The sequence below is a fragment of the Amycolatopsis sp. NBRC 101858 genome, from assembly GCF_030269325.1.
Lineage (GTDB): Bacteria > Actinomycetota > Actinomycetes > Mycobacteriales > Pseudonocardiaceae > Amycolatopsis > Amycolatopsis ponsaeliensis.
In genome coordinates this window covers 373,241-389,471 of sequence record NZ_BSTD01000005.1, presented here as the reverse complement: position 1 = coordinate 389,471, position 16,231 = coordinate 373,241, and the positions used below count along the sequence as shown (strand labels likewise).

At 69.4% G+C, this 16,231-nt stretch carries 19 protein-coding genes and 3 tRNA genes; 5 read left to right on the top strand and 17 right to left on the bottom strand.

The features are described 5' to 3' along the window. Position 1: 1 nt before the first annotated feature. The 4 genes from QSK39_RS35915 to rplJ all read right to left on the bottom strand — a co-directional run bounded on the left by QSK39_RS35915 (position 2) and on the right by rplJ (position 3,359). Positions 2-754, bottom strand: coding sequence for an MlaE family ABC transporter permease (locus QSK39_RS35915; RefSeq protein WP_086675527.1), 753 nt, complete (start codon positions 752-754; stop codon positions 2-4). A gap of 38 nt (positions 755-792) precedes the next feature. Then, positions 793-1,995: an ABC transporter ATP-binding protein gene (locus tag QSK39_RS35910; protein ID WP_285482300.1), complete on the bottom strand. Its 1,203-nt coding sequence runs from the start codon at positions 1,993-1,995 to the stop codon at positions 793-795. 374 nt (positions 1,996-2,369) lie between these two features. Then, positions 2,370-2,756 (bottom strand): 50S ribosomal protein L7/L12, encoded by a 387-nt coding sequence (gene rplL, locus QSK39_RS35905; protein WP_086675529.1) that lies wholly within the window; start codon positions 2,754-2,756, stop codon positions 2,370-2,372. A 48-nt stretch (positions 2,757-2,804) separates the two neighbouring features. Then, on the bottom strand, positions 2,805-3,359 hold the full coding sequence (rplJ, locus tag QSK39_RS35900) for a 50S ribosomal protein L10 (protein ID WP_285482299.1): 555 nt from the start codon (positions 3,357-3,359) through the stop codon (positions 2,805-2,807). A 274-nt stretch (positions 3,360-3,633) separates the two neighbouring features. On the opposite strand from rplJ, the gene QSK39_RS35895 reads away from it, so the two are divergent. Continuing rightward, complete coding sequence (locus QSK39_RS35895) at positions 3,634-4,575, top strand: hypothetical protein (protein WP_285482298.1); 942 nt, start codon at positions 3,634-3,636, stop codon at positions 4,573-4,575. A 1-nt stretch (position 4,576) separates the two neighbouring features. Here the strand turns inward: QSK39_RS35895 and QSK39_RS35890 are convergent, their stop codons facing one another. From QSK39_RS35890 to QSK39_RS35865, 6 genes are all read right to left on the bottom strand, one after another. Continuing rightward, positions 4,577-5,350, bottom strand: a complete 774-nt coding sequence (locus QSK39_RS35890; protein ID WP_285482297.1) for an alpha/beta fold hydrolase — start codon at positions 5,348-5,350, stop codon at positions 4,577-4,579. Between the two features lie 70 nt (positions 5,351-5,420). Beyond that, positions 5,421-6,140, bottom strand: coding sequence for a 50S ribosomal protein L1 (gene rplA / locus QSK39_RS35885; protein ID WP_284747830.1), 720 nt, complete (start codon positions 6,138-6,140; stop codon positions 5,421-5,423). 79 nt (positions 6,141-6,219) lie between these two features. After that, positions 6,220-6,657 (bottom strand): 50S ribosomal protein L11, encoded by a 438-nt coding sequence (gene rplK, locus QSK39_RS35880; RefSeq protein WP_003079266.1) that lies wholly within the window; start codon positions 6,655-6,657, stop codon positions 6,220-6,222. Positions 6,658-6,730: 73 nt separating this feature from the next. Then, the gene (nusG, locus tag QSK39_RS35875; protein WP_285482296.1) at positions 6,731-7,564 is read right to left on the bottom strand and encodes a transcription termination/antitermination protein NusG; all 834 of its coding nucleotides are present in this window, start codon (positions 7,562-7,564) and stop codon (positions 6,731-6,733) included. A gap of 73 nt (positions 7,565-7,637) precedes the next feature. Continuing rightward, positions 7,638-8,078, bottom strand: coding sequence for a preprotein translocase subunit SecE (gene secE, locus QSK39_RS35870; protein WP_285482295.1), 441 nt, complete (start codon positions 8,076-8,078; stop codon positions 7,638-7,640). Positions 8,079-8,104: 26 nt separating this feature from the next. Then, a tRNA-Trp gene (locus QSK39_RS35865) sits at positions 8,105-8,177 on the bottom strand. Positions 8,178-8,511: 334 nt separating this feature from the next. Here QSK39_RS35865 and QSK39_RS35860 point away from each other — a divergent pair. Beyond that, on the top strand, positions 8,512-9,393 hold the full coding sequence (locus QSK39_RS35860; RefSeq protein WP_285482294.1) for a TIGR03619 family F420-dependent LLM class oxidoreductase: 882 nt from the start codon (positions 8,512-8,514) through the stop codon (positions 9,391-9,393). A gap of 5 nt (positions 9,394-9,398) precedes the next feature. On the opposite strand, the gene QSK39_RS35855 is transcribed toward QSK39_RS35860, so the two are convergent. Further along, a complete protein-coding gene (locus QSK39_RS35855; protein ID WP_285482293.1) occupies positions 9,399-9,614 on the bottom strand; it encodes a hypothetical protein in 216 nt (71 codons plus the stop codon). A 133-nt stretch (positions 9,615-9,747) separates the two neighbouring features. On the opposite strand from QSK39_RS35855, the gene QSK39_RS35850 reads away from it, so the two are divergent. The 3 genes from QSK39_RS35850 to QSK39_RS35840 are packed head-to-tail and all read left to right on the top strand — an operon-like array spanning position 9,748 to position 11,989. Beyond that, the gene (locus tag QSK39_RS35850) at positions 9,748-10,098 is read left to right on the top strand and encodes a GntR family transcriptional regulator (RefSeq protein ID WP_285482292.1); all 351 of its coding nucleotides are present in this window, start codon (positions 9,748-9,750) and stop codon (positions 10,096-10,098) included. Continuing rightward, on the top strand, positions 10,095-11,051 hold the full coding sequence (locus QSK39_RS35845) for a hypothetical protein (RefSeq protein ID WP_285482291.1): 957 nt from the start codon (positions 10,095-10,097) through the stop codon (positions 11,049-11,051). Before QSK39_RS35850 ends, QSK39_RS35845 begins: the two co-directional genes overlap by 4 nt. Positions 11,052-11,086: 35 nt before the next feature. Next, positions 11,087-11,989 carry an SGNH/GDSL hydrolase family protein gene (locus QSK39_RS35840; protein ID WP_285482290.1) on the top strand — a complete coding sequence of 301 codons (903 nt, stop codon included), beginning with the start codon at positions 11,087-11,089 and terminating at the stop codon, positions 11,987-11,989. A gap of 90 nt (positions 11,990-12,079) precedes the next feature. Here QSK39_RS35840 and QSK39_RS35835 read toward each other — a convergent pair whose 3' ends face one another. The 6 genes from QSK39_RS35835 to QSK39_RS35810 all read right to left on the bottom strand — a co-directional run bounded on the left by QSK39_RS35835 (position 12,080) and on the right by QSK39_RS35810 (position 16,140). Then, positions 12,080-12,478, bottom strand: coding sequence for a MaoC family dehydratase (locus QSK39_RS35835; protein WP_285482289.1), 399 nt, complete (start codon positions 12,476-12,478; stop codon positions 12,080-12,082). Beyond that, a complete protein-coding gene (locus tag QSK39_RS35830) occupies positions 12,475-12,924 on the bottom strand; it encodes a MaoC family dehydratase N-terminal domain-containing protein (RefSeq protein WP_285482288.1) in 450 nt (149 codons plus the stop codon). Before QSK39_RS35830 ends, QSK39_RS35835 begins: the two co-directional genes overlap by 4 nt. A gap of 78 nt (positions 12,925-13,002) precedes the next feature. After that, the gene (rpmG, locus tag QSK39_RS35825; protein ID WP_005152047.1) at positions 13,003-13,167 is read right to left on the bottom strand and encodes a 50S ribosomal protein L33; all 165 of its coding nucleotides are present in this window, start codon (positions 13,165-13,167) and stop codon (positions 13,003-13,005) included. Positions 13,168-13,218: 51 nt separating this feature from the next. Beyond that, positions 13,219-13,291, bottom strand: a tRNA-Met gene (locus tag QSK39_RS35820). Between the two features lie 50 nt (positions 13,292-13,341). Further along, a tRNA-Thr gene (locus QSK39_RS35815) sits at positions 13,342-13,414 on the bottom strand. 80 nt (positions 13,415-13,494) lie between these two features. After that, complete coding sequence (locus QSK39_RS35810) at positions 13,495-16,140, bottom strand: putative bifunctional diguanylate cyclase/phosphodiesterase (protein ID WP_285482287.1); 2,646 nt, start codon at positions 16,138-16,140, stop codon at positions 13,495-13,497. Positions 16,141-16,231: the final 91 nt, after the last annotated feature.

The window sequence follows — 16,231 nt, the reverse complement described above, 5'->3', positions numbered from 1 at the left end:
GCTAGTCCAGCTTTCCGGGCACGATCTGCAGGTAGATCAGGGTGATCACGAAGTTCACGACGAACAGCATGAGGAACGTGATGACCACCGACTGGTTCACCGCGTCCCCGACGCCCTTCGGGCCGCCGGAGGGGTTCAGACCCCGGTAGGACGCGACGACGGCGGCGATGAACCCGAAGATCAGCGCCTTGAGCTCACCGACCCAGAGGTCGGGCAGCTGCGCGAGGGCCGAGAAGCTCGCCAGGTAGGCACCCGGCGTCCCGCCCTGCAGCACGACGTTGAAGAAGTAGCCGCCCAGCACGCCGATGACGCTGACCATGCCGTTGAGCAGCAGCGCGACGAGCATCATCGCGAGGGTGCGCGGCACGATCAGCCGCTGCACCGCGGAGACGCCGAGCACCTCCATCGCGGCGATCTCTTCGCGGATGGTCCGCGCCCCGATGTCGGCGCAGACGGCGGAGCCGCCCGCACCCGCCACCAGCAGCGCGGTGACCAGTGGACTGGCCTGCTGCACGGTGGCGAGCACGGAGCCCGCGCCGGTGTAGGACTGCGCGCCCAGCTGGCGGGCGAGCGAACCGAACTGCAGTGAGATGACCGCACCGAACGGGATCGCCACGAGGGCCGTCGGCAGGATCGTCACGCTCGCGATGAACCACGACTGCTGGATGAACTCCCGCAGCTGGAACGGGCGCTGGAACAGGCCTCGGATGATGTCCAGGCCGAGAGCGAACAGGTTCCCGGTTTCGCGGAGCATGCCGATCCCGGGGATCTTCGCCTGTGTTGCGGGAGAACTCACCGGCCACCTGGCCCGTTGTTCGGCGGCGGTGGCGGCATCCGGCGTGCGCCCGGTCTCGGCGGCTGGCCACCGGGGATCCGCGCGACCTGGTCCGCGGGCAGCTGGCCGTGGTGCTGGTTCGGGACGCCGTCACCCTGCCGGGCGCCCGCCGGGACCTGCTGCTGTTGCTGCTGCTGGGCGTGGGCGACCTGCCGCGGGCTGACGCCGTAGTGGCGCTGCTCTTCCGGGTTCAGCGAGGCGATGATGCTCTGCTGGGCGGCGTCCGGTAGCCGGTGCATGATCTCCATGACGCGGTCCTTGCGGCGCACCGCGCCCATCCGCTGCGGCACGCCCGGCGTCGTCTGCATCTGCGGCGGCACGCCCGAGACGTCCTCGACCCCGCCCGCGTGGTGCCCGGCGTCGAACATCGCCTGCTCGGCGGCCATCTGCGCGCTGTCCTTCTCTTCGGACATGCCGATCGGGCCCTGCATCTTGCCGTTGAGGAACTGCTTGACGACCGGCTCTTCGCTGGTCAGGAGCACCTCGCGCGGGCCGAACATGACCAGCTCCTTGCGGAAGAGCATGCCCAGGTTGTCCGGCACCGTGCGGGCCAGGTTGATGTTGTGCGTGACGATCAGGAACGTCGCGTCGATCTGCGCGTTGACGTCGAGGAACAGCTGCGAGATGTAGGTGGTGCGGACCGGGTCGAGGCCCGAGTCCGGCTCGTCGACCAGGATGATCTCCGGGTCCAGCACCAGGGCGCGGGCGAGGCCGGCGCGCTTGCGCATACCGCCGGAGATCTCGCCCGGCAGCTTCTTGTCGGCGCCGTTCAGACCGGTCATGTCGAGCTTCTCGAGGACGATCCGGCGGATTTCCGTCTCGGACTTCTTCGTGTGCTCGCGCAGCGGGAAGGCGACGTTGTCGTAGAGGTTCATCGAGCCGAACAGCGCGCCGTCCTGGAAGAGGACGCCGAAGAGCTTCCGGATCTCGTACAGCTTGTGCTCGGAGCAGGTGACGATGTCCACCCCGTTGATCACACAGCGGCCGCGGTCGGGCTTGAGCAGGCCGATCATCGACTTGAGGAACACCGACTTGCCGGTTCCGGACGGTCCGAGCATCGCCGACACTTCGCCCGGAGGCAGCGTCAGCGTGACGTCCCGCCAGATGGCCTGCTTACCGAAGGACTTGGTCAGACCTTCGATGACCACCTCGGCACCCATCGCACCTCCAGGAGCTGTTCCGCGTCATTGCGCCCGCTGCCACACCCTGTCGGCGGGTGCGGGCCGTGGCGCCCCGAGAACCCGCGTCAACCAGGTGCAACGAGCTGAGTGCGAACAGGTTACTCACCAGTTTTCTTTTCTGGCCAGCCCTCGTTCCATCGTCACCCCGCCGTGATCGGCAACTCGCAGCACGGTAGTCCATTCGGGGCAACGACGCAGATCTTCGCAGCCCCGAATCCGCGATTTAGGGACCCGGGGCTATTCGGACACCACTCCTAGGGGGTCCGGGCGACCAGGCAAAACGGAAGGGGCGGGCATCCGCGTGGATGCCCGCCCCTTCTCGAGGTGGTGCAGAGGCGCTCACGCGCCCCGGATCACTTGATGGAGATCTTGGCGCCCGCGGCCTCGAGCTTCTCCTTGGCGGCCTCGGCGGCCTCCTTGTCGACCTTCTCCAGGAGGGCCTTGGGAGCGGCCTCGACCAGCTCCTTGGCCTCCTTCAGGCCCAGACCGGAGACGACCTCGCGGACGACCTTGATGACCTGGATCTTCTTGTCGCCGGCGCCCTCGAGGACGACGTCGAACTCGTCCTGCTCCTCGACGGCGGCCGGGGCGGCACCGGCGGGGCCGGCGGCGGCAACGGCGACCGGCGCGGCGGCGGTCACGTCGAAGACCTCTTCGAACTCCTTCACGAACTCGGACAGCTCGAGGAGGGTCAGCTCCTTGAAGGCGTCGATCAGCTCGGCGGTGCTCAGCTTCGCCATGATGGCTTCCTCTCAGAAAAACGAACTAGACGTTCGGGGTGGGGTGGTTCAGCTCTCGGCGGGTGCTTCGGCTGCTTCGGTACCGGCGGCGTTGCGCTGCTTCTCCTCCAGCGCGGCAGCCAGGCGGGCGACCTGGGACGCCGGCGCCTGGAACAGCGCGGCGGCCTGGGACAGCTTCGCCTTGAACGCGCCCGCCGCCTTGGCGAGCAGGACCTCACGGCTGTCGAGATCGGCGATCCGGTTGATCTCGTCCACGGACAGCGCTTTGCCGTCCATGTAGCCGCCCTTGATCACAAGCGCGTTGTTGTCCTTCGCGAAGTCGCGAAGCGCCTTGGCGGCGTCGACCGCCTCACCCTCGACGAAGGCGATGGCGGTCGCACCGACGAACAGGTCGTCGAGCCCGGCAACGCCGGCGTCCTCGGCGGCCCGCTTGACGAGGGTGTTCTTCGCGACCCGGTACTTGGCACTGGTGCCGAGAGCGCGGCGCAGCTGGGACAGCTGGGACACGGAGAGGCCGGTGTACTGGGTAACGACGGTGGCCGAGCTGGTGCGGAAGCTCTCCGCGATCTCGGCGACGGCCGCCACCTTGTCGGGCTTCGCCATGGTCGCCTCCTCTCTTGGCTAGTGTTTCCACTGGCACCGAGGGGCCCCCGAAACGACGAAACGCCCTCGCGCATGCAGGCGCGGGGCGTCATCCCGGCACACGTGCCGGGGCCTCGTTCCTCCTGCGCGGGCCGCCCCGGCGAGTGCGGGACCTTCGTTCCCCTTGCGGGGAAAACCAGCGGTCTTCGGTAGAACCATCGAGAAGAATACCTTGTCAAGTCGACATGCCTTCTCCCACCCCCACCTTCGCGGCGCCGTGGGGCATCATGGTCACGTGGCGGAGCAGCGCGATGACGGAAAGCCGGGCTCGGAAATCGAACCGGCGGGCTCGAACGCGCCCACACCGCCCGGCGGGAACGCACGACCGCTGCTTCCCCAGCCTTCCGGCGGCGCACAGCCGCCGGTGGATCCGGCGCAGCTGGAGCAGTTCAGGCAGTTCCAGCAGTTCCAGGACTACTTGAAGTTCACGCAGTCCCAGCAGGGCAACCAGCCGGCGCCCCCACCGGACGCCGGGATGGTCCAGGCCCCGCCTTCCCAGCCGGCCACGCAGTCCTCCGGCCAGCCACCGATGATCCCGCCGGGCTACGAGCTGGTCCCCACCGAGCGCCGTCGGGCGCCGAAGTGGCTGAGCTGGCTGGGCAAGAAGGTGATCGCGTGGGTGCTGGCGATCGTGATCCTGGGCCTGGCGGGAACGTGGCTGTACAACCACTTCTTCCCGAACGACGCCGGCAAGACGTCGGCCCAGCTGGCCCAAGAGGGCGGCGGGACCTACCACACGAACCACGTGTTCTCGACGAACCCGTACGAGGCGGTGCGGTTCGTGTACCACAACATCGCGCAGGGCCGGGTCGCCGACGCCTGCGGCCGCTTCCAGAACGAGGGACAGCGCGACATCCAGACCCAGTTCGCGCAGGACATCGCGCAGACGTTCCGGCAGAACACCGCCCAGACCGACTGCAAGAAGGCCGTCGAGTTCCTCGCCACCCAGGTGACGAACAAGAACGACTACGCGGAATCCCTGCCGTCGAGCGTCTCGGAACCGCTACCCGGCGACACCGTGACGATCGATTCCTGCACCTTCGCCATCAGCGGCGGCCCGGCACTGGGCGTCTTCACGGTTTCGAAGGTGGAGAAGGGCCAGTGGCTCATCACCGGCCACGCCATCGGCCCGGCGAAGTGCAGCGGGGTGCCCACCACCCCGACGCCGACCAGCTGAGTCAACGGGGCTGCGGCGCGGTCAAGAACGTCACCAGCGCCTCCGAGAACGCCGGGGACATCACCGCCGTCATGTGGTCGCCCGGGATGCGGACCAGCCTTGCCCCCGCGATTGCCGCCGCCAGGCGCTCCGGCTCTGCCGCCAGTGGGTCCTGATCTCCCGCCAGCACCAGTGTCGGCACGCCGATCGAAGACAGGTCGAGGTGGCCCTCCTGCGAGGCCAGCGCCACCGCTGCCAGTGCCTGGCGGTCGCCGCCCGTGGCGTCGGCCAGCAGCCTGAACGGGACTCCGGACGGCGGGACCGTCGACGGGTCCTCCGCCAGCAACGCCGAAGCGATCTCCGCCGGCTTCACCACGCGCAGGTCGACGCCGCCGAAGTCGACGATGCCAGAACCCACTCCGCCCGTGGCCAAGCAGCGGATGCGCTTGTCCGCCGCCGTCGCCGCCAGGGCGATGATCGCGCCCATCGAGTAGCCGACCAGGGACACCTCGTCCAAGCCCAGCTCGTCGAGCAGGGCCGAAATGTCGCGGGCCATGCTGTCGCCCGTGTAGCGGCACTCGTCGTGGGGCTTCTCCGAGCGGCCGTGGCCGCGGGCGTCCAGGGAGATCACCGTCAGGCCGGCCGCGCGCAGGGCCGCGACCACGCCCGTCGAGATCCAGTTCGCGTTCGTGTCGGCCGCGAAGCCGTGTTGGAGCAGCACCGGGTGGTGGGCGGCGGTGCCCTCCCACACGGTGTAGTTCAACCGGAGACCGTCGAACGACGCGAAAGTCGGCATGGCCTCCATGAGACACGAAGAAAGGGCGCCCCCGCAGCAAGCGGGGACGCCCTTTCTGGTGATGTCCGACTCAGACGTTCGCGTCCTCGGAAAGGAGGTTGCGGGTCCGCAGCGGGTCGACCGGGATGCCCGGGCCCATCGTCGTGGTGAAGGTGACCTTCTTCAGGTAGCGGCCCTTCGCCGAGGACGGCTTGGCGCGGAGGATCTCGTCCAGCGCGGCGGCGTAGTTCTCGACCAGCTTCTCCGTGTCGAAGGAAGCCTTGCCGATCACCAGGTGCAGGTTGGCCTGCTTGTCGACGCGGAAGTTGATCTTGCCGCCCTTGATGTCCTTCACGGCCTTCTCGACCGCGGGGGTCACCGTGCCGGTCTTCGGGTTCGGCATCAGGCCACGCGGGCCGAGGATGCGGGCGATGCGGCCCACCTTGGCCATCTGGTCCGGCGTCGCGATCGCGGCGTCGAAGTCGAGCCAGCCACCCTGGATGCGCTCGATCAGCTCGTCGGTGCCGACCGCGTCCGCGCCGGCGGCTTCGGCCTCGGCGGCCTTGTCGCCGACCGCGAAGACGATGACGCGAGCGGTCTTACCGGTGCCGTGCGGCAGGTTCACGGTGCCGCGGACCATCTGGTCGGCCTTGCGGGGGTCCACACCGAGACGCATCGCGACCTCGACGGTCGCGTCCATCTTGGTCTTGGAGGTCTCCTTCGCCAGCTTCGCGGCGTCGAGAGGCGCGTACAGCCGCGCCTTGTCGATCAGCTCCGCAGCCTGGCGGTATGCCTTGCTGTGCTTGGTCATGCTTCTGTCCTTAACTTCGAAAACGGATCAGTGTGGTGACGAGCCAGCACTGGCTCTCCCACGGGTAAAGCTGCAGACGTCAGGCGTCGACGACCGTGATGCCCATGGAGCGGGCGGTGCCGGCGATGATCTTCGCCGCCTGGTCGATGTCGTGCGCGTTGAGGTCGGTCTCCTTGGTCTTGGCGATCTCGCGGACCTGGTCCCAGGTGACCTTGGCGACCTTGGTCTTGTGCGGCTCGCCGGAGCCCTTCTCGACACCAGCGGCCTTGAGCAGCAGGCGCGCGGCCGGCGGCGTCTTCAGCTTGAAGTCGAACGACCGGTCCTCGTACACGGAGATCTCGACCGGGACGACGTCCCCACGCTGCGACTCGGTCGCGGCGTTGTAGGCCTTGCAGAACTCCATGATGTTGACGCCGTGCTGACCCAGAGCCGGGCCGACCGGCGGAGCGGGGTTGGCCGCACCCGCCTTGATCTGCAGCTTGATGATCGCCGCAAGCTTCTTCTTCTTGGGTGGCATTTCTTTTCCTGTCCTGTACTACGTTCCCCGCGTACCTGCCGTGGACGTGGGGACTGCGGCCGCGCGGCGGCCGTCAGATCTTGGAGACCTGGTTGAACGACAGCTCGACCGGGGTCTCCCGGCCGAAGATCGACACCAGGACCTTCAGCTTCTGCCCGTCGACGTTGACCTCGGAGATCGTCGCCGGCAGCGTGGCGAACGGGCCGTCCATGACCGTGACCGACTCGCCGATCTCGAAGTCGACCTCGACGGCCGGGCCGCCGAGCGGGGCCGCGGTCGCGGTGGACTCGCCCTTGCCGCCCTTCGCCGGGGCTTCGCTCTCGACCTTCGGGGCGAGGAACTTCAGCACCTCGTCCACGGTCAGCGGCGACGGCCGCGAGGTGGCGCCGACGAACCCGGTCACGCCCGGCGTGTTGCGCACCGCGCTCCACGAGGCGTCGTTCAGGTCCATCCGGACCAGGATGTAGCCGGGCAGCACCTTGCGCTGCACCTGCTTGCGCTGGCCGTTCTTGATCTCGGTGACCTCTTCGGTCGGGACCTCGATCTGGAAGATGTAGTCCTCGACGTCCAGGGTCTGGGTCCGGGTCTCGAGGTTGGTCTTCACCTTGTTCTCGTACCCGGCGTAGGAGTGCACGACGTACCACTCGCCGGGCGCGGCGAGCAGCTCGGAACGCAGCTTCGCGACCGGGTCCTCGTCGTCCGCCTCGGGCTCGGCTTCGTCGGCCTCGGCCACGTCATCGGTGCTTTCCGCGGCGTCATCAACGTCGGAAGCGGCTTCGTCGACCTCGTCGGACACCTCGACGGGCTCGAGGTGCGCGGAGTCCTCGTCACCGAGTGCCGCGTGCACCTGCTCGTCGGAAAGCTCGGTCAGGTCGTGACCGGCTGATGTGCCGTTGTCGGAGGTCACGTTCCGTCCTCTCAGTTGATCATTGCCGGGGTCAGGCCGGGACCTGAGCCCCATCGGCGCGCGCCGAGGCGCGTCAGCCGAAGATCTTGCCGATGCCCCACTTGAATGCCAGATCGAGCACGCTGACAAGGGCCACCATGAACACCACGAAGGCCAGCACGACCGCGGTGTAGGTGACCATCTGCTTGCGGTTCGGCCAGATGACCTTGCGCAGCTCCGCCCACACCTCGCGGATGAAGCGGACCAGCCGCGCGAACACCGACGCCTTCTTCGGCTTCTGGTCCCGCTTGGGAGTCGGAGCGCCCTTCGCGTCGGGGGCGGTCTTCTCCCCCGACTTCCCGGCCGGCCGGGTCTTGTCGTCCGCACGTGCCGCGGACTTACCCGCCGGGCGAGCGGTCGCACGTCGCTCACGCCTGGCAGCGGCTGTGACGGGACGGGACGGGCTCTCGGGCTTCTGCCCGGTGCCGTCCTGCTCCTGCTCGCCGCCGCTGGCGTCGCTGTCGCTCACGACCACTCCTCTGCTCCACCAGTTCCGTTACGCAGGGGTGACAGGACTTGAACCTGCAACCTGCGGTTTTGGAGACCGCTGCTCTGCCAATTGAGCTACACCCCTGTGGAGCCCCGATTGCTCGGAGCCCCGGAGGACGCATTCCATCATCCCCACCATCCAGGCGGGGATGACCGTAGTGCGTTCCAAGTCCCGAAGTCTACGGCAAGCCTCACGAGAGCCCGCAACCGCGCCCCCCGATCGACCGCCGTACCCCGGCCGGCCAGCGGAAAACTCCCCGCCGACCACCCGATCATGCCAGGATGTCCGCCATGACGAGCATCCCGGGCTGTGACAACCGGGGCTTCGCCCCGGGCCGGGGGCGTCGCCACCCGAACCCCCCGAAAAGCGGGCCCGCAAGCGGTCCGCCACGGCCGTCCGTCGGGGACCGGTGAGCGGGATGCGGCTCGGACTGGCCCTCCCGCAGTACGGCTCCCTCGCCGACCCCGCCTCCGTCGCGCGCTTCGCGACCGCCGCGGAGGACCTCGGCTTCGGCTCGCTGTGGGTCGGCGACCGGATCCTGACGCCGCACGCGCCGTCCGATCTGTACCCGGGCGGCGGAACGCCGGAGCACCCGTACCCCCGGGAGTTCGAGACCTTCGCGGACCCGTTCACGACGCTCGCGACCGCGGCCGCCGTGACCCGCACGGCCCGCCTGGGGATGAGCGCGCTGACCGGCCCGGTCTATTCCCCGGTGCTGCTCGCCAGGGCCCTGACCTCGCTCGACCTCGCCAGCGGCGGCCGGCTGGACGTCGGCCTCGGGCTCGGCTGGCTGCGCGAGGAGTACTTCGCGACCGGCGTGCCGTGGGAGCACCGCGGCAGGCGGCTCGACGCGGTGCTCGACGCGCTCGACGCGATCTGGACCGGCGACCCGGTGGCGCACGAGGGCCCGCAGTGGCGGATCGCGCCGTCGACGGTCGGCCTGCGCCCGGCGCAGGACCCGCGGCCGCCGGTGCTGCTCGGCGGGTTTTCGCCGCCGGCGCTGGCCCGCGTCGGGCGGCGCGCGGACGGCTGGCTGGCCGGCTGGATGCCGAAGCAGTACCTGAACGGGCTGTGGTCGGTCGCGCTCGAAGCGGCGGAAAAGGCCGGGCGCGACCCCGGCACCCTGCGTCGCGTGCTGCGGATCAACCCGCGCGCGGGTACCGGGGTCGAGACGGTCGCGGACGTGGCGCCGTGCCTGGACGTGGCCCGCGAAGAGGGCATCACCGAGGTGCTCGTCGACCTGCACTACGTCGCGAAGGACGTCGACCACGCCCTGGAACTGGCCGCCGAACTGGTCTGAAGCGGTCAGCTCTCGCTGTCGGCGAGGGTGGCGAGCGCCCGTGCCTTCGCGGCGTACTTCCAGTTCGCGAGGTCGCGGATCGTCTTGATCTTCAGCTCGGCCAGCAGTTCGTCGTGCTTCGGCGTGAGCCCCTCCAACGCCGACGGCGGGGCGTCGAGCAGCTCCTTGATCGACTTGTCCTCGTATGCCTTGTCGACGAGCTTGTTCAGGTTCAGGCCCATGGCGCTTCCTGCCTTTCTCGGTTCGACTTCGGAACGCGGCCCACCCTCGCCGCCATCCCCGCCTACCGCAACCGCCGGTCCCCCACACAGGGTCGCCCACCCAAAGTCAGTTAGTTCTAGTACAGTTAGAACTATGCTCGTGCGGATCGACCCGGCTTCGACCGTCCCGCTGTTCGAACAGGTGGCGGCGTCGCTGCGGCGCGCCCTCGCGGACGGCAGCCCGGCCGCCGGCGAACAGCTGCCCACCGCCCGCGAACTGGCGGCGTCGCTGGAGATCAACGTCCACACGGTGCTGCGGGCATACGCGGCACTTCGCGACGAAGGCCTCATCGACCTGCGGCGACGCCGGGGTGCCGTCGTGATCGGCGGCGCTTCGGCGCGGGCCCGCCTGGCCGAACTGGCCGGCGAACTGGCCGGCGAGGCCAAGCGCGCGGGCATCGGGTTCGAGGAACTCACCGGGATCCTGAAGGAGAAGTACTCATGACCAAGCTGATCCGGGTCCTGACCGCGACGGCCGTGCTGCCGGGCGCGGTGCTGGCCACCGCCGCGCTCCTCGCGAGCGCCTGGGCCGACCGGCTGCCCGACCCCATCGCGACGCACTGGAACAGCGGGCCGGACAGCTCCACCCCGGTCGCGGTGTTCGTCACCGTGTGCCTGGCGCTCGGCGCGGTGGCGACGGCGGTCCTCACGGCGACGGCCGTCGCCGCGCTGCGCCGCGGGCGGCCGGTGCCGCGCGTCACCGTCGGTGTCGGCGCCGGGTTCGCCGCCCTGGCCCCGGCCACCCTGCTTTCGGTGCTCGTGCCCAACCTGGACGTGCCGGACTGGCACGCGGCGCGCAGCGGCGCCGTCGTCGTGCTGTTCCTGGCGGGCGCGACCGCGCTCGGGGTCGTGGCGGCGTTCGTCGGCGGCCTGCCGGCCCCCGCCGTCGAAAGCAGTCCCGGCCGCCCGAGCGTCGGGCTCCGGCCCGGGCAGCGCGCCTACTGGTCGGGCCGGGCGGCGAACCCGGCGATGCTCTGGGCGCTCGCGCTGGTCCCGGTCGCGATCGCCTTGCTGCCCGCCGGGCTCTCCTGGCCGATGGCCGTCTGGATCGCGCTGGTCGGCACGTTCGTCACGGTGGTGACGTACCGCCTGAAGGCGACGGTGGACGCCAAGGGCGTGACGATCCGCTTCGGCCTCCTGGGCTTCCCGTGGCGGCACATCGGCTTGAGCAGCATCCGCGAAGCCACCGCGCGCGAGCTGACGGCGTTCGGCGACGGCGGCCTCGGCCTGCGCTTCAACCCGGTGACCGGCACGACCGCGTACAAGGTGCGCGGCGGCCCGGCACTGGCGCTGGCCCTCGAAAGCGGCCGGACGGTGCTGGTCAGCGTGGAAGACCCGGAGACGGGCGCGGGCTTGGTGAACGACCTCCTCGCGCAGCGAACCACCCGGATTGACTAGGTTCCCGCCAGTCCTGGTTCGGTAGAAACGAAGGTGTGGCGAAGAACAGCGGGGGCGGCTGCCTCGTCGTGGTGGTCGTGGTCGGGCTTCTGGCATTCGGGTACTACAAGTGGGACCACGGTTCGTCCTCCGCACCGCCGGCGGGCGCGGCCACCGGGGACGGCACCGGTCGCTACGTCGCTCTCGGTGACTCCTACACGGCCTCGCCGCGCACCGGGAAGAACGTCGGTACTCCGCCTGGGTGCGATCGCTCCGACGACAACTACCCGCGGCTCGTCTCGGCGGATCTGAAGCCGGCCGAGTTCGACGACGTCAGCTGCAGTGGTGCGACGACCGCCAACTTGACCGGGGCGCAGAAGACGGGGAACGGATCCAACCCGCCTCAGTTGGACGCCGTGACCGCCAAGACGACGCTCGTGACCCTCGGCATCGGGGGCAATGACATCGGGTTCTTGTCGCTGGCTTCTTCGTGTGCCACCGCGCATCGGTCCGGTTCGCCGTGCAAGGACCGGATGACCGCTGGGGGGCACGACCAGCTGGCCGAGCGGATCGATGCCACTGCGCCGAAGGTGGGGGCCGTGCTGGATCGGATCCACAAGCAGGCTCCGAAGGCGAAGGTCGTCGTTGTCGGGTATCCGTCCGTGCTTCCCGATGGGGATGGGTGCTGGCCCGTGCTTCCCATCGGGGCTGGGGATGTTGCTTACTTCCGGGGGGCTCTGGGGAAGTTGAACAAGATGCTCGAGGACCAGGCTGATGCTCATTCGGCCGGGTATGCCGATACCGCTACGCCCGGTAAGGGGCATGACGTCTGCACTGCTTCGGATACTCGGTGGGTCGAGGGGGCTCTGCCTATCTTGCACGGGACGCCGCTTCATCCCAATGCTCGGGGGGAGCAGGGGATGGCTGATGCTGTTCTTGGTGTCCTGAAGCTGTTTTAGGCCGGCTGCCGGCACCCCGGAGCCTTCATTGTGACTACGGCCGGGGGCGGTCTGGGTTCGCGTTGCCGCTTTCCGCTGCCGTCTTGCTTTTTAGACGCGGATCAGCGCCTGCGGCTTGCCCAGGACCGTCTTTCCGTCGAACTTGACCACCAGGTCCACTCGGGCGATGCCCTCGTCGTTGACGTCTGCCACCTTGCCCGTGATCTCCACCCGTGCGCCTTCCGGTGTGTTCGGGACGACCACTGGGCGGGTGAACCGGGCGCTGAAGTCGACCAGGCGGCCTGGGTCGCCCAGCCAGTCCGTCACCACTCGGCCTGCCACCGCCATCGTGAGCATTCCGTGCGCGATCACGTCGGGGAGGCCGACCTCTTTTGCGAACGTCTCGTTCCAGTGGATCGGGTTGAAGTCCAGGGCCGCGCCCGCGTAGCGGACCAGCTGGTCGCGGGTGATGCGGATCTCGAGGGCGGGCAGCTCTTCTCCGGCGTTCATGCGTCCTCCCCCCGCACCACGAGCTGGGCCTTCGTGGTGGCGATGTGCGCTCCGTCGCCGTCGGTGATCTCGGCTCGCAGATTGATGAAGTCGTTGCCCGCGCGGGCCATGATGCGGTCGATGTGCGTTGTCAGCAGCAGCGTGTCGCCCGCGTGGGCCGGGCGGCTGTACGTGAACTGCTGGTCGCCGTGGACCATGCGTGAGTAGTCCAGACCCAGCTCGGGGTCGGTGACGATCGAGTTGATCGATGCCAGGTTGATGATCGTGAGGAACGTCGGGGGCGCGATCACGTCCGGGTAGCCGGCCGCCTTCGCGGCTTCGGGGTCCCGGTAGAGCGGGTTCTGGTCACCGATCGCGTCGGCGAACTCCCGGATCTTCTCCCGGCTCACTTCGTAGCTGGTCTGCGGCGGGTAAACCCGTCCGGTGAACGACTCGTCCAAGGGCACCGGAGGAGGCTACCAACAGCAAGAAGCCGCCCTGGTGAGCCAGGGCGGCTTCTCGAAAGCTGGTGCGAACGCGCTACGTCAGCGGGTTTCCTTGTGCGTCCGGTGCGTACCGCAGTTCGGGCAGAACTTCTTCATCTCCAGGCGATCCGGGTTGTTGCGCCGGTTCTTCTTGGTGATGTAGTTGCGGTGCTTGCACTCTTCGCACGCCAGCGTGATCTTGGGTCGCACGTCGGTGGCAGCCACAGCGTTTCCTTCTCTCTCAGGTCCCGGGGGCCAGCCCCAGTCGTTACCGCGTAGCGGTGGCCGGACTTGAACCGGCGACACAGCGATTATGAGCCGCTTGCTCTGCCAACTGAGCTACACCGCCCTTACATGACCCAAGCCGCGACACGCAGGCGTGACGCGGCTGAGGTCGTGAGCCCCTTTACGGAATCGAACCGTAGACCTTCTCCTTACCATGGAGACGCTCTGCCGACTGAGCTAAAGGGGCCTGGCCTCTCGCGAGGACTTCGAAAGATTACCAACCCCCGTCACCCCGTCGTGCAACCGGGGTCCCGTTAGAGCAAAACCTCAGGTCAGCAGGGTCAGCACGGTCTCCGAGTGCCGCCCCGGGGAGCGCGCCGTGCGGGCCTGCAGCCACGCCTCCAGGCGGTCCTCCGGCAGCGGGCGCGAGATCAGGTACCCCTGGGCGACGTCACAGCCCATCGCCTCGAGCTGGTCGCGCGCCACGTCTTCCTCGACGCCCTCGGCGACCACCGTCAGCCCGAGCGAGTGCCCCAGCTCGACGATCGAGCGCACCACCGCGAGGTCGCCGAGGTCGGTGCCCATGCCGAGGACGAAGCTCTTGTCGATCTTGACCTGGTCGACCGGCAGCTGCCGCAGGTACGCCAGCGACGAATACCCGGTGCCGAAGTCGTCCACCGCCAGCGTGATGCCCAGCGAGTGCAGCTCGCGCAGGATCGGCAGCGCCTTCTGCGGGTCCGACATCACGCCGGACTCGGTCAGCTCGAACGTCAGCAGCTCCGGCGGGATGCCGACGCGCTCCAGCTCGCGGGCCACCTTGTTCGGGAAGTCCTCGTCGGCCAGGTTGCGCACCGACAGGTTGACCGCCACCGAGATCCGCAGGCCCTCGTCGAGCCACTTGCGGCAGCGCTTGAGCGCCTCCCCGAGCACGAACGACGTCAGCACGCCGATCAGGCCGGCCGCCTCGATGGCCGGGACGAACTCGTCCGGGCCGAGCCGCCCGAACTCCGGGTGCACCCAGCGGACCAGCGCCTCGACGCCGGCCACCTGCCGGTTCGGCAGCGTGATCTTCGGCTGGTAGTGCACGCTGACCTGGCCGTCTTCGAGGGACTGCCGGAACTGCGTGACCATCTGGAAGCGGCGCAGGAAGATCTGGCCCATGCTCGGCACGTACCCGCGGACCTCTTCGCCGCCCTTGGTAGCGCGAACAGCGACATCGGCGCGCTGGAGCAGGCCTTCGATGTCGACGACGTCGCCGGACTCCTCGGGCGTCGTCGTCGCGTAGCCGATCATCGCGTTCGCCTCGACCGAAAGCCGGTCCACCGGGTAGGGCGCGGAAAGCTCTTCGCGCAGCCGTTCCGCCGCGGCGTGGGCGTCCTCGGGCGGGCAGCCGACGAGCAGCGCCGCGAACGACGCGCCTTCCAGGCGGGCGAGCGGGACGTCGGGGCCGAGCGCGTCGCGGATGCGGCGGCCGGCGGCGATCACCATCCGGTCGGCCCAGGCGTAGCCCAGCGCGTCGCTGACCGTCGAGAAGACGTCGAGGTCGATCCGCAGCACCACGGCGTTCGCGAAGTCCCGCAGCGGCTCCTTCGCCACCTGCCGGAAGCCCGGCCGGTTGAGGTGCCCGGTGAGCGGGTCGTGGTAGGCGTCGTGGCGCAGGGTCGCGAGCAGCCGCCGGTTGTCCAGCGACGTCGCGAGGTGGCTGGCCATCGTCCCGAGCAGCTGGACGTCGTACTTGCCGAAGCCGCGCCAGCGGGACAGCCGGTCGTGCGCCTCGACGACGCCGAGCAGCTGGTTCGCGCTGCGCAGCGGGACGACGAGCGCTTCCTGCGCGCCGCGGTCGAGCAGTGCGGCGCGGACGTCGGGGTTGGCTTCGGTGATCCGGAAGTGCCGGACGTGCGCGCCGGGCAGGCGCAGCAGCGGGTCGTCGGCGCCCGGGTCCGCGGCGGGCAGGTCGTCGCCCGCGACGACCACGCGCATGGTGTCCTTCGGCTCCAGCCGCAGCCGCAGCACGACGCGGCCCGCGGCGAGCTGGTCCTTGATGCGCTCGGCGATCGTGGCCCACTCGCGGACGTCGACGCCGCCGACGAGCTCGTCGGCGCGGCTGGCCGGGCGCGCCGCCGCCTGCTGGCCCGAGCGGGCCACCATCAGGCTGACGTCGGAAAGCGCCTCCATGTCCCGCTGCTCGCGCAGCAGGTCGGAGTAGGCCCAGTACAGCGCGGTCAGGCCGAGGAACACGGCGAGCACCAGCGGCCACGCCTTGGGCGTGTTGGAGATGACGAGGTAGCCGGACAGGCCGACGGACGCGTTGACGAACCCGACGACCAGGATCCGCGCGGTGAGCCGGACCGCGGTGCTGACCCGCATCCGGCGGCGCAGGACGCGGACCGCGGCCAGCGCGAGCAGCGTGCTGACGAGCGGCGCGGTCAGCGTGCCGGCGAGCGCGGCGACCCACGGGATCTCGCTGCCCGCTCCGGCGCCGACGGCGACCTTGACCAGCCCGGCGACCGCGAAGGCACCGGTGATCTCGAGCAGGAACGCGCCCGCGTTGTAGAGGACGCGGCCGGCGACCTTGCGCGCGAGCAGCGTCCCGATGCCGGCCACCAGGTGCGCGGCCAGCACGACTTCGAACGGCGCGACGAAGAACCCGATGACGAGCGGGATCTCGGTGAAGGAGATGGTCCACGAGATGCCGCTGCGCACGTCGACGTTGATGCCGAGCTGCTCGGCGAGCAGGAACGCGACCGCGAGCACCGGCCCGATCCACAGCAGCCTGCTGTCCCAGTGGAACGGCAGCCAGGACCCGACGGCGAACGCGGCGACGAGCCCGATGCTCAGGACGGCGAAGGTGTACGCGCGGAACCGGCGCTCGTCGGTGCGGGCTTCGGCGGATACGGGCGGTGTCCCGGAAGCGGCTCCCGGCCCGGGCTGCGCCTGTGCGACGGCGTCGCCGTGGGCGTTGGTGTCCGGCATCCGACCTTCCCTCCCGGCTTGTCCACCGGTGCTGATCCGTGACTTCGGGTGTGGACAAGGGCCATACCGTACCCCGTAGGGCGTACCCGCG

What these genes read in the sequence shown, in the direction of transcription:
- QSK39_RS35915 (WP_086675527.1), bottom strand. Translation starts at nt 754, where the DNA reads ATGCTCCGCGAAACCGGGAACCTGTTCGCTCTCGGCCTGGACATCATC.
- QSK39_RS35910 (WP_285482300.1), bottom strand. Translation starts at nt 1,995, where the DNA reads ATGGGTGCCGAGGTGGTCATCGAAGGTCTGACCAAGTCCTTCGGTAAG.
- rplL (WP_086675529.1), bottom strand. Translation starts at nt 2,756, where the DNA reads ATGGCGAAGCTGAGCACCGCCGAGCTGATCGACGCCTTCAAGGAGCTG.
- rplJ (WP_285482299.1), bottom strand. Translation starts at nt 3,359, where the DNA reads ATGGCGAAGCCCGACAAGGTGGCGGCCGTCGCCGAGATCGCGGAGAGC.
- QSK39_RS35890 (WP_285482297.1), bottom strand. Translation starts at nt 5,350, where the DNA reads ATGCCGACTTTCGCGTCGTTCGACGGTCTCCGGTTGAACTACACCGTG.
- rplA (WP_284747830.1), bottom strand. Translation starts at nt 6,140, where the DNA reads ATGACCAAGCACAGCAAGGCATACCGCCAGGCTGCGGAGCTGATCGAC.
- rplK (WP_003079266.1), bottom strand. Translation starts at nt 6,657, where the DNA reads ATGCCACCCAAGAAGAAGAAGCTTGCGGCGATCATCAAGCTGCAGATC.
- QSK39_RS35860 (WP_285482294.1), top strand. Translation starts at nt 8,512, where the DNA reads ATGCGGCTCGGACTGGCCCTCCCGCAGTACGGCTCCCTCGCCGACCCC.
- QSK39_RS35855 (WP_285482293.1), bottom strand. Translation starts at nt 9,614, where the DNA reads ATGGGCCTGAACCTGAACAAGCTCGTCGACAAGGCATACGAGGACAAG.
- QSK39_RS35850 (WP_285482292.1), top strand. Translation starts at nt 9,748, where the DNA reads ATGCTCGTGCGGATCGACCCGGCTTCGACCGTCCCGCTGTTCGAACAG.
- QSK39_RS35845 (WP_285482291.1), top strand. Translation starts at nt 10,095, where the DNA reads ATGACCAAGCTGATCCGGGTCCTGACCGCGACGGCCGTGCTGCCGGGC.
- QSK39_RS35835 (WP_285482289.1), bottom strand. Translation starts at nt 12,478, where the DNA reads ATGAACGCCGGAGAAGAGCTGCCCGCCCTCGAGATCCGCATCACCCGC.
- QSK39_RS35810 (WP_285482287.1), bottom strand. Translation starts at nt 16,140, where the DNA reads ATGCCGGACACCAACGCCCACGGCGACGCCGTCGCACAGGCGCAGCCC.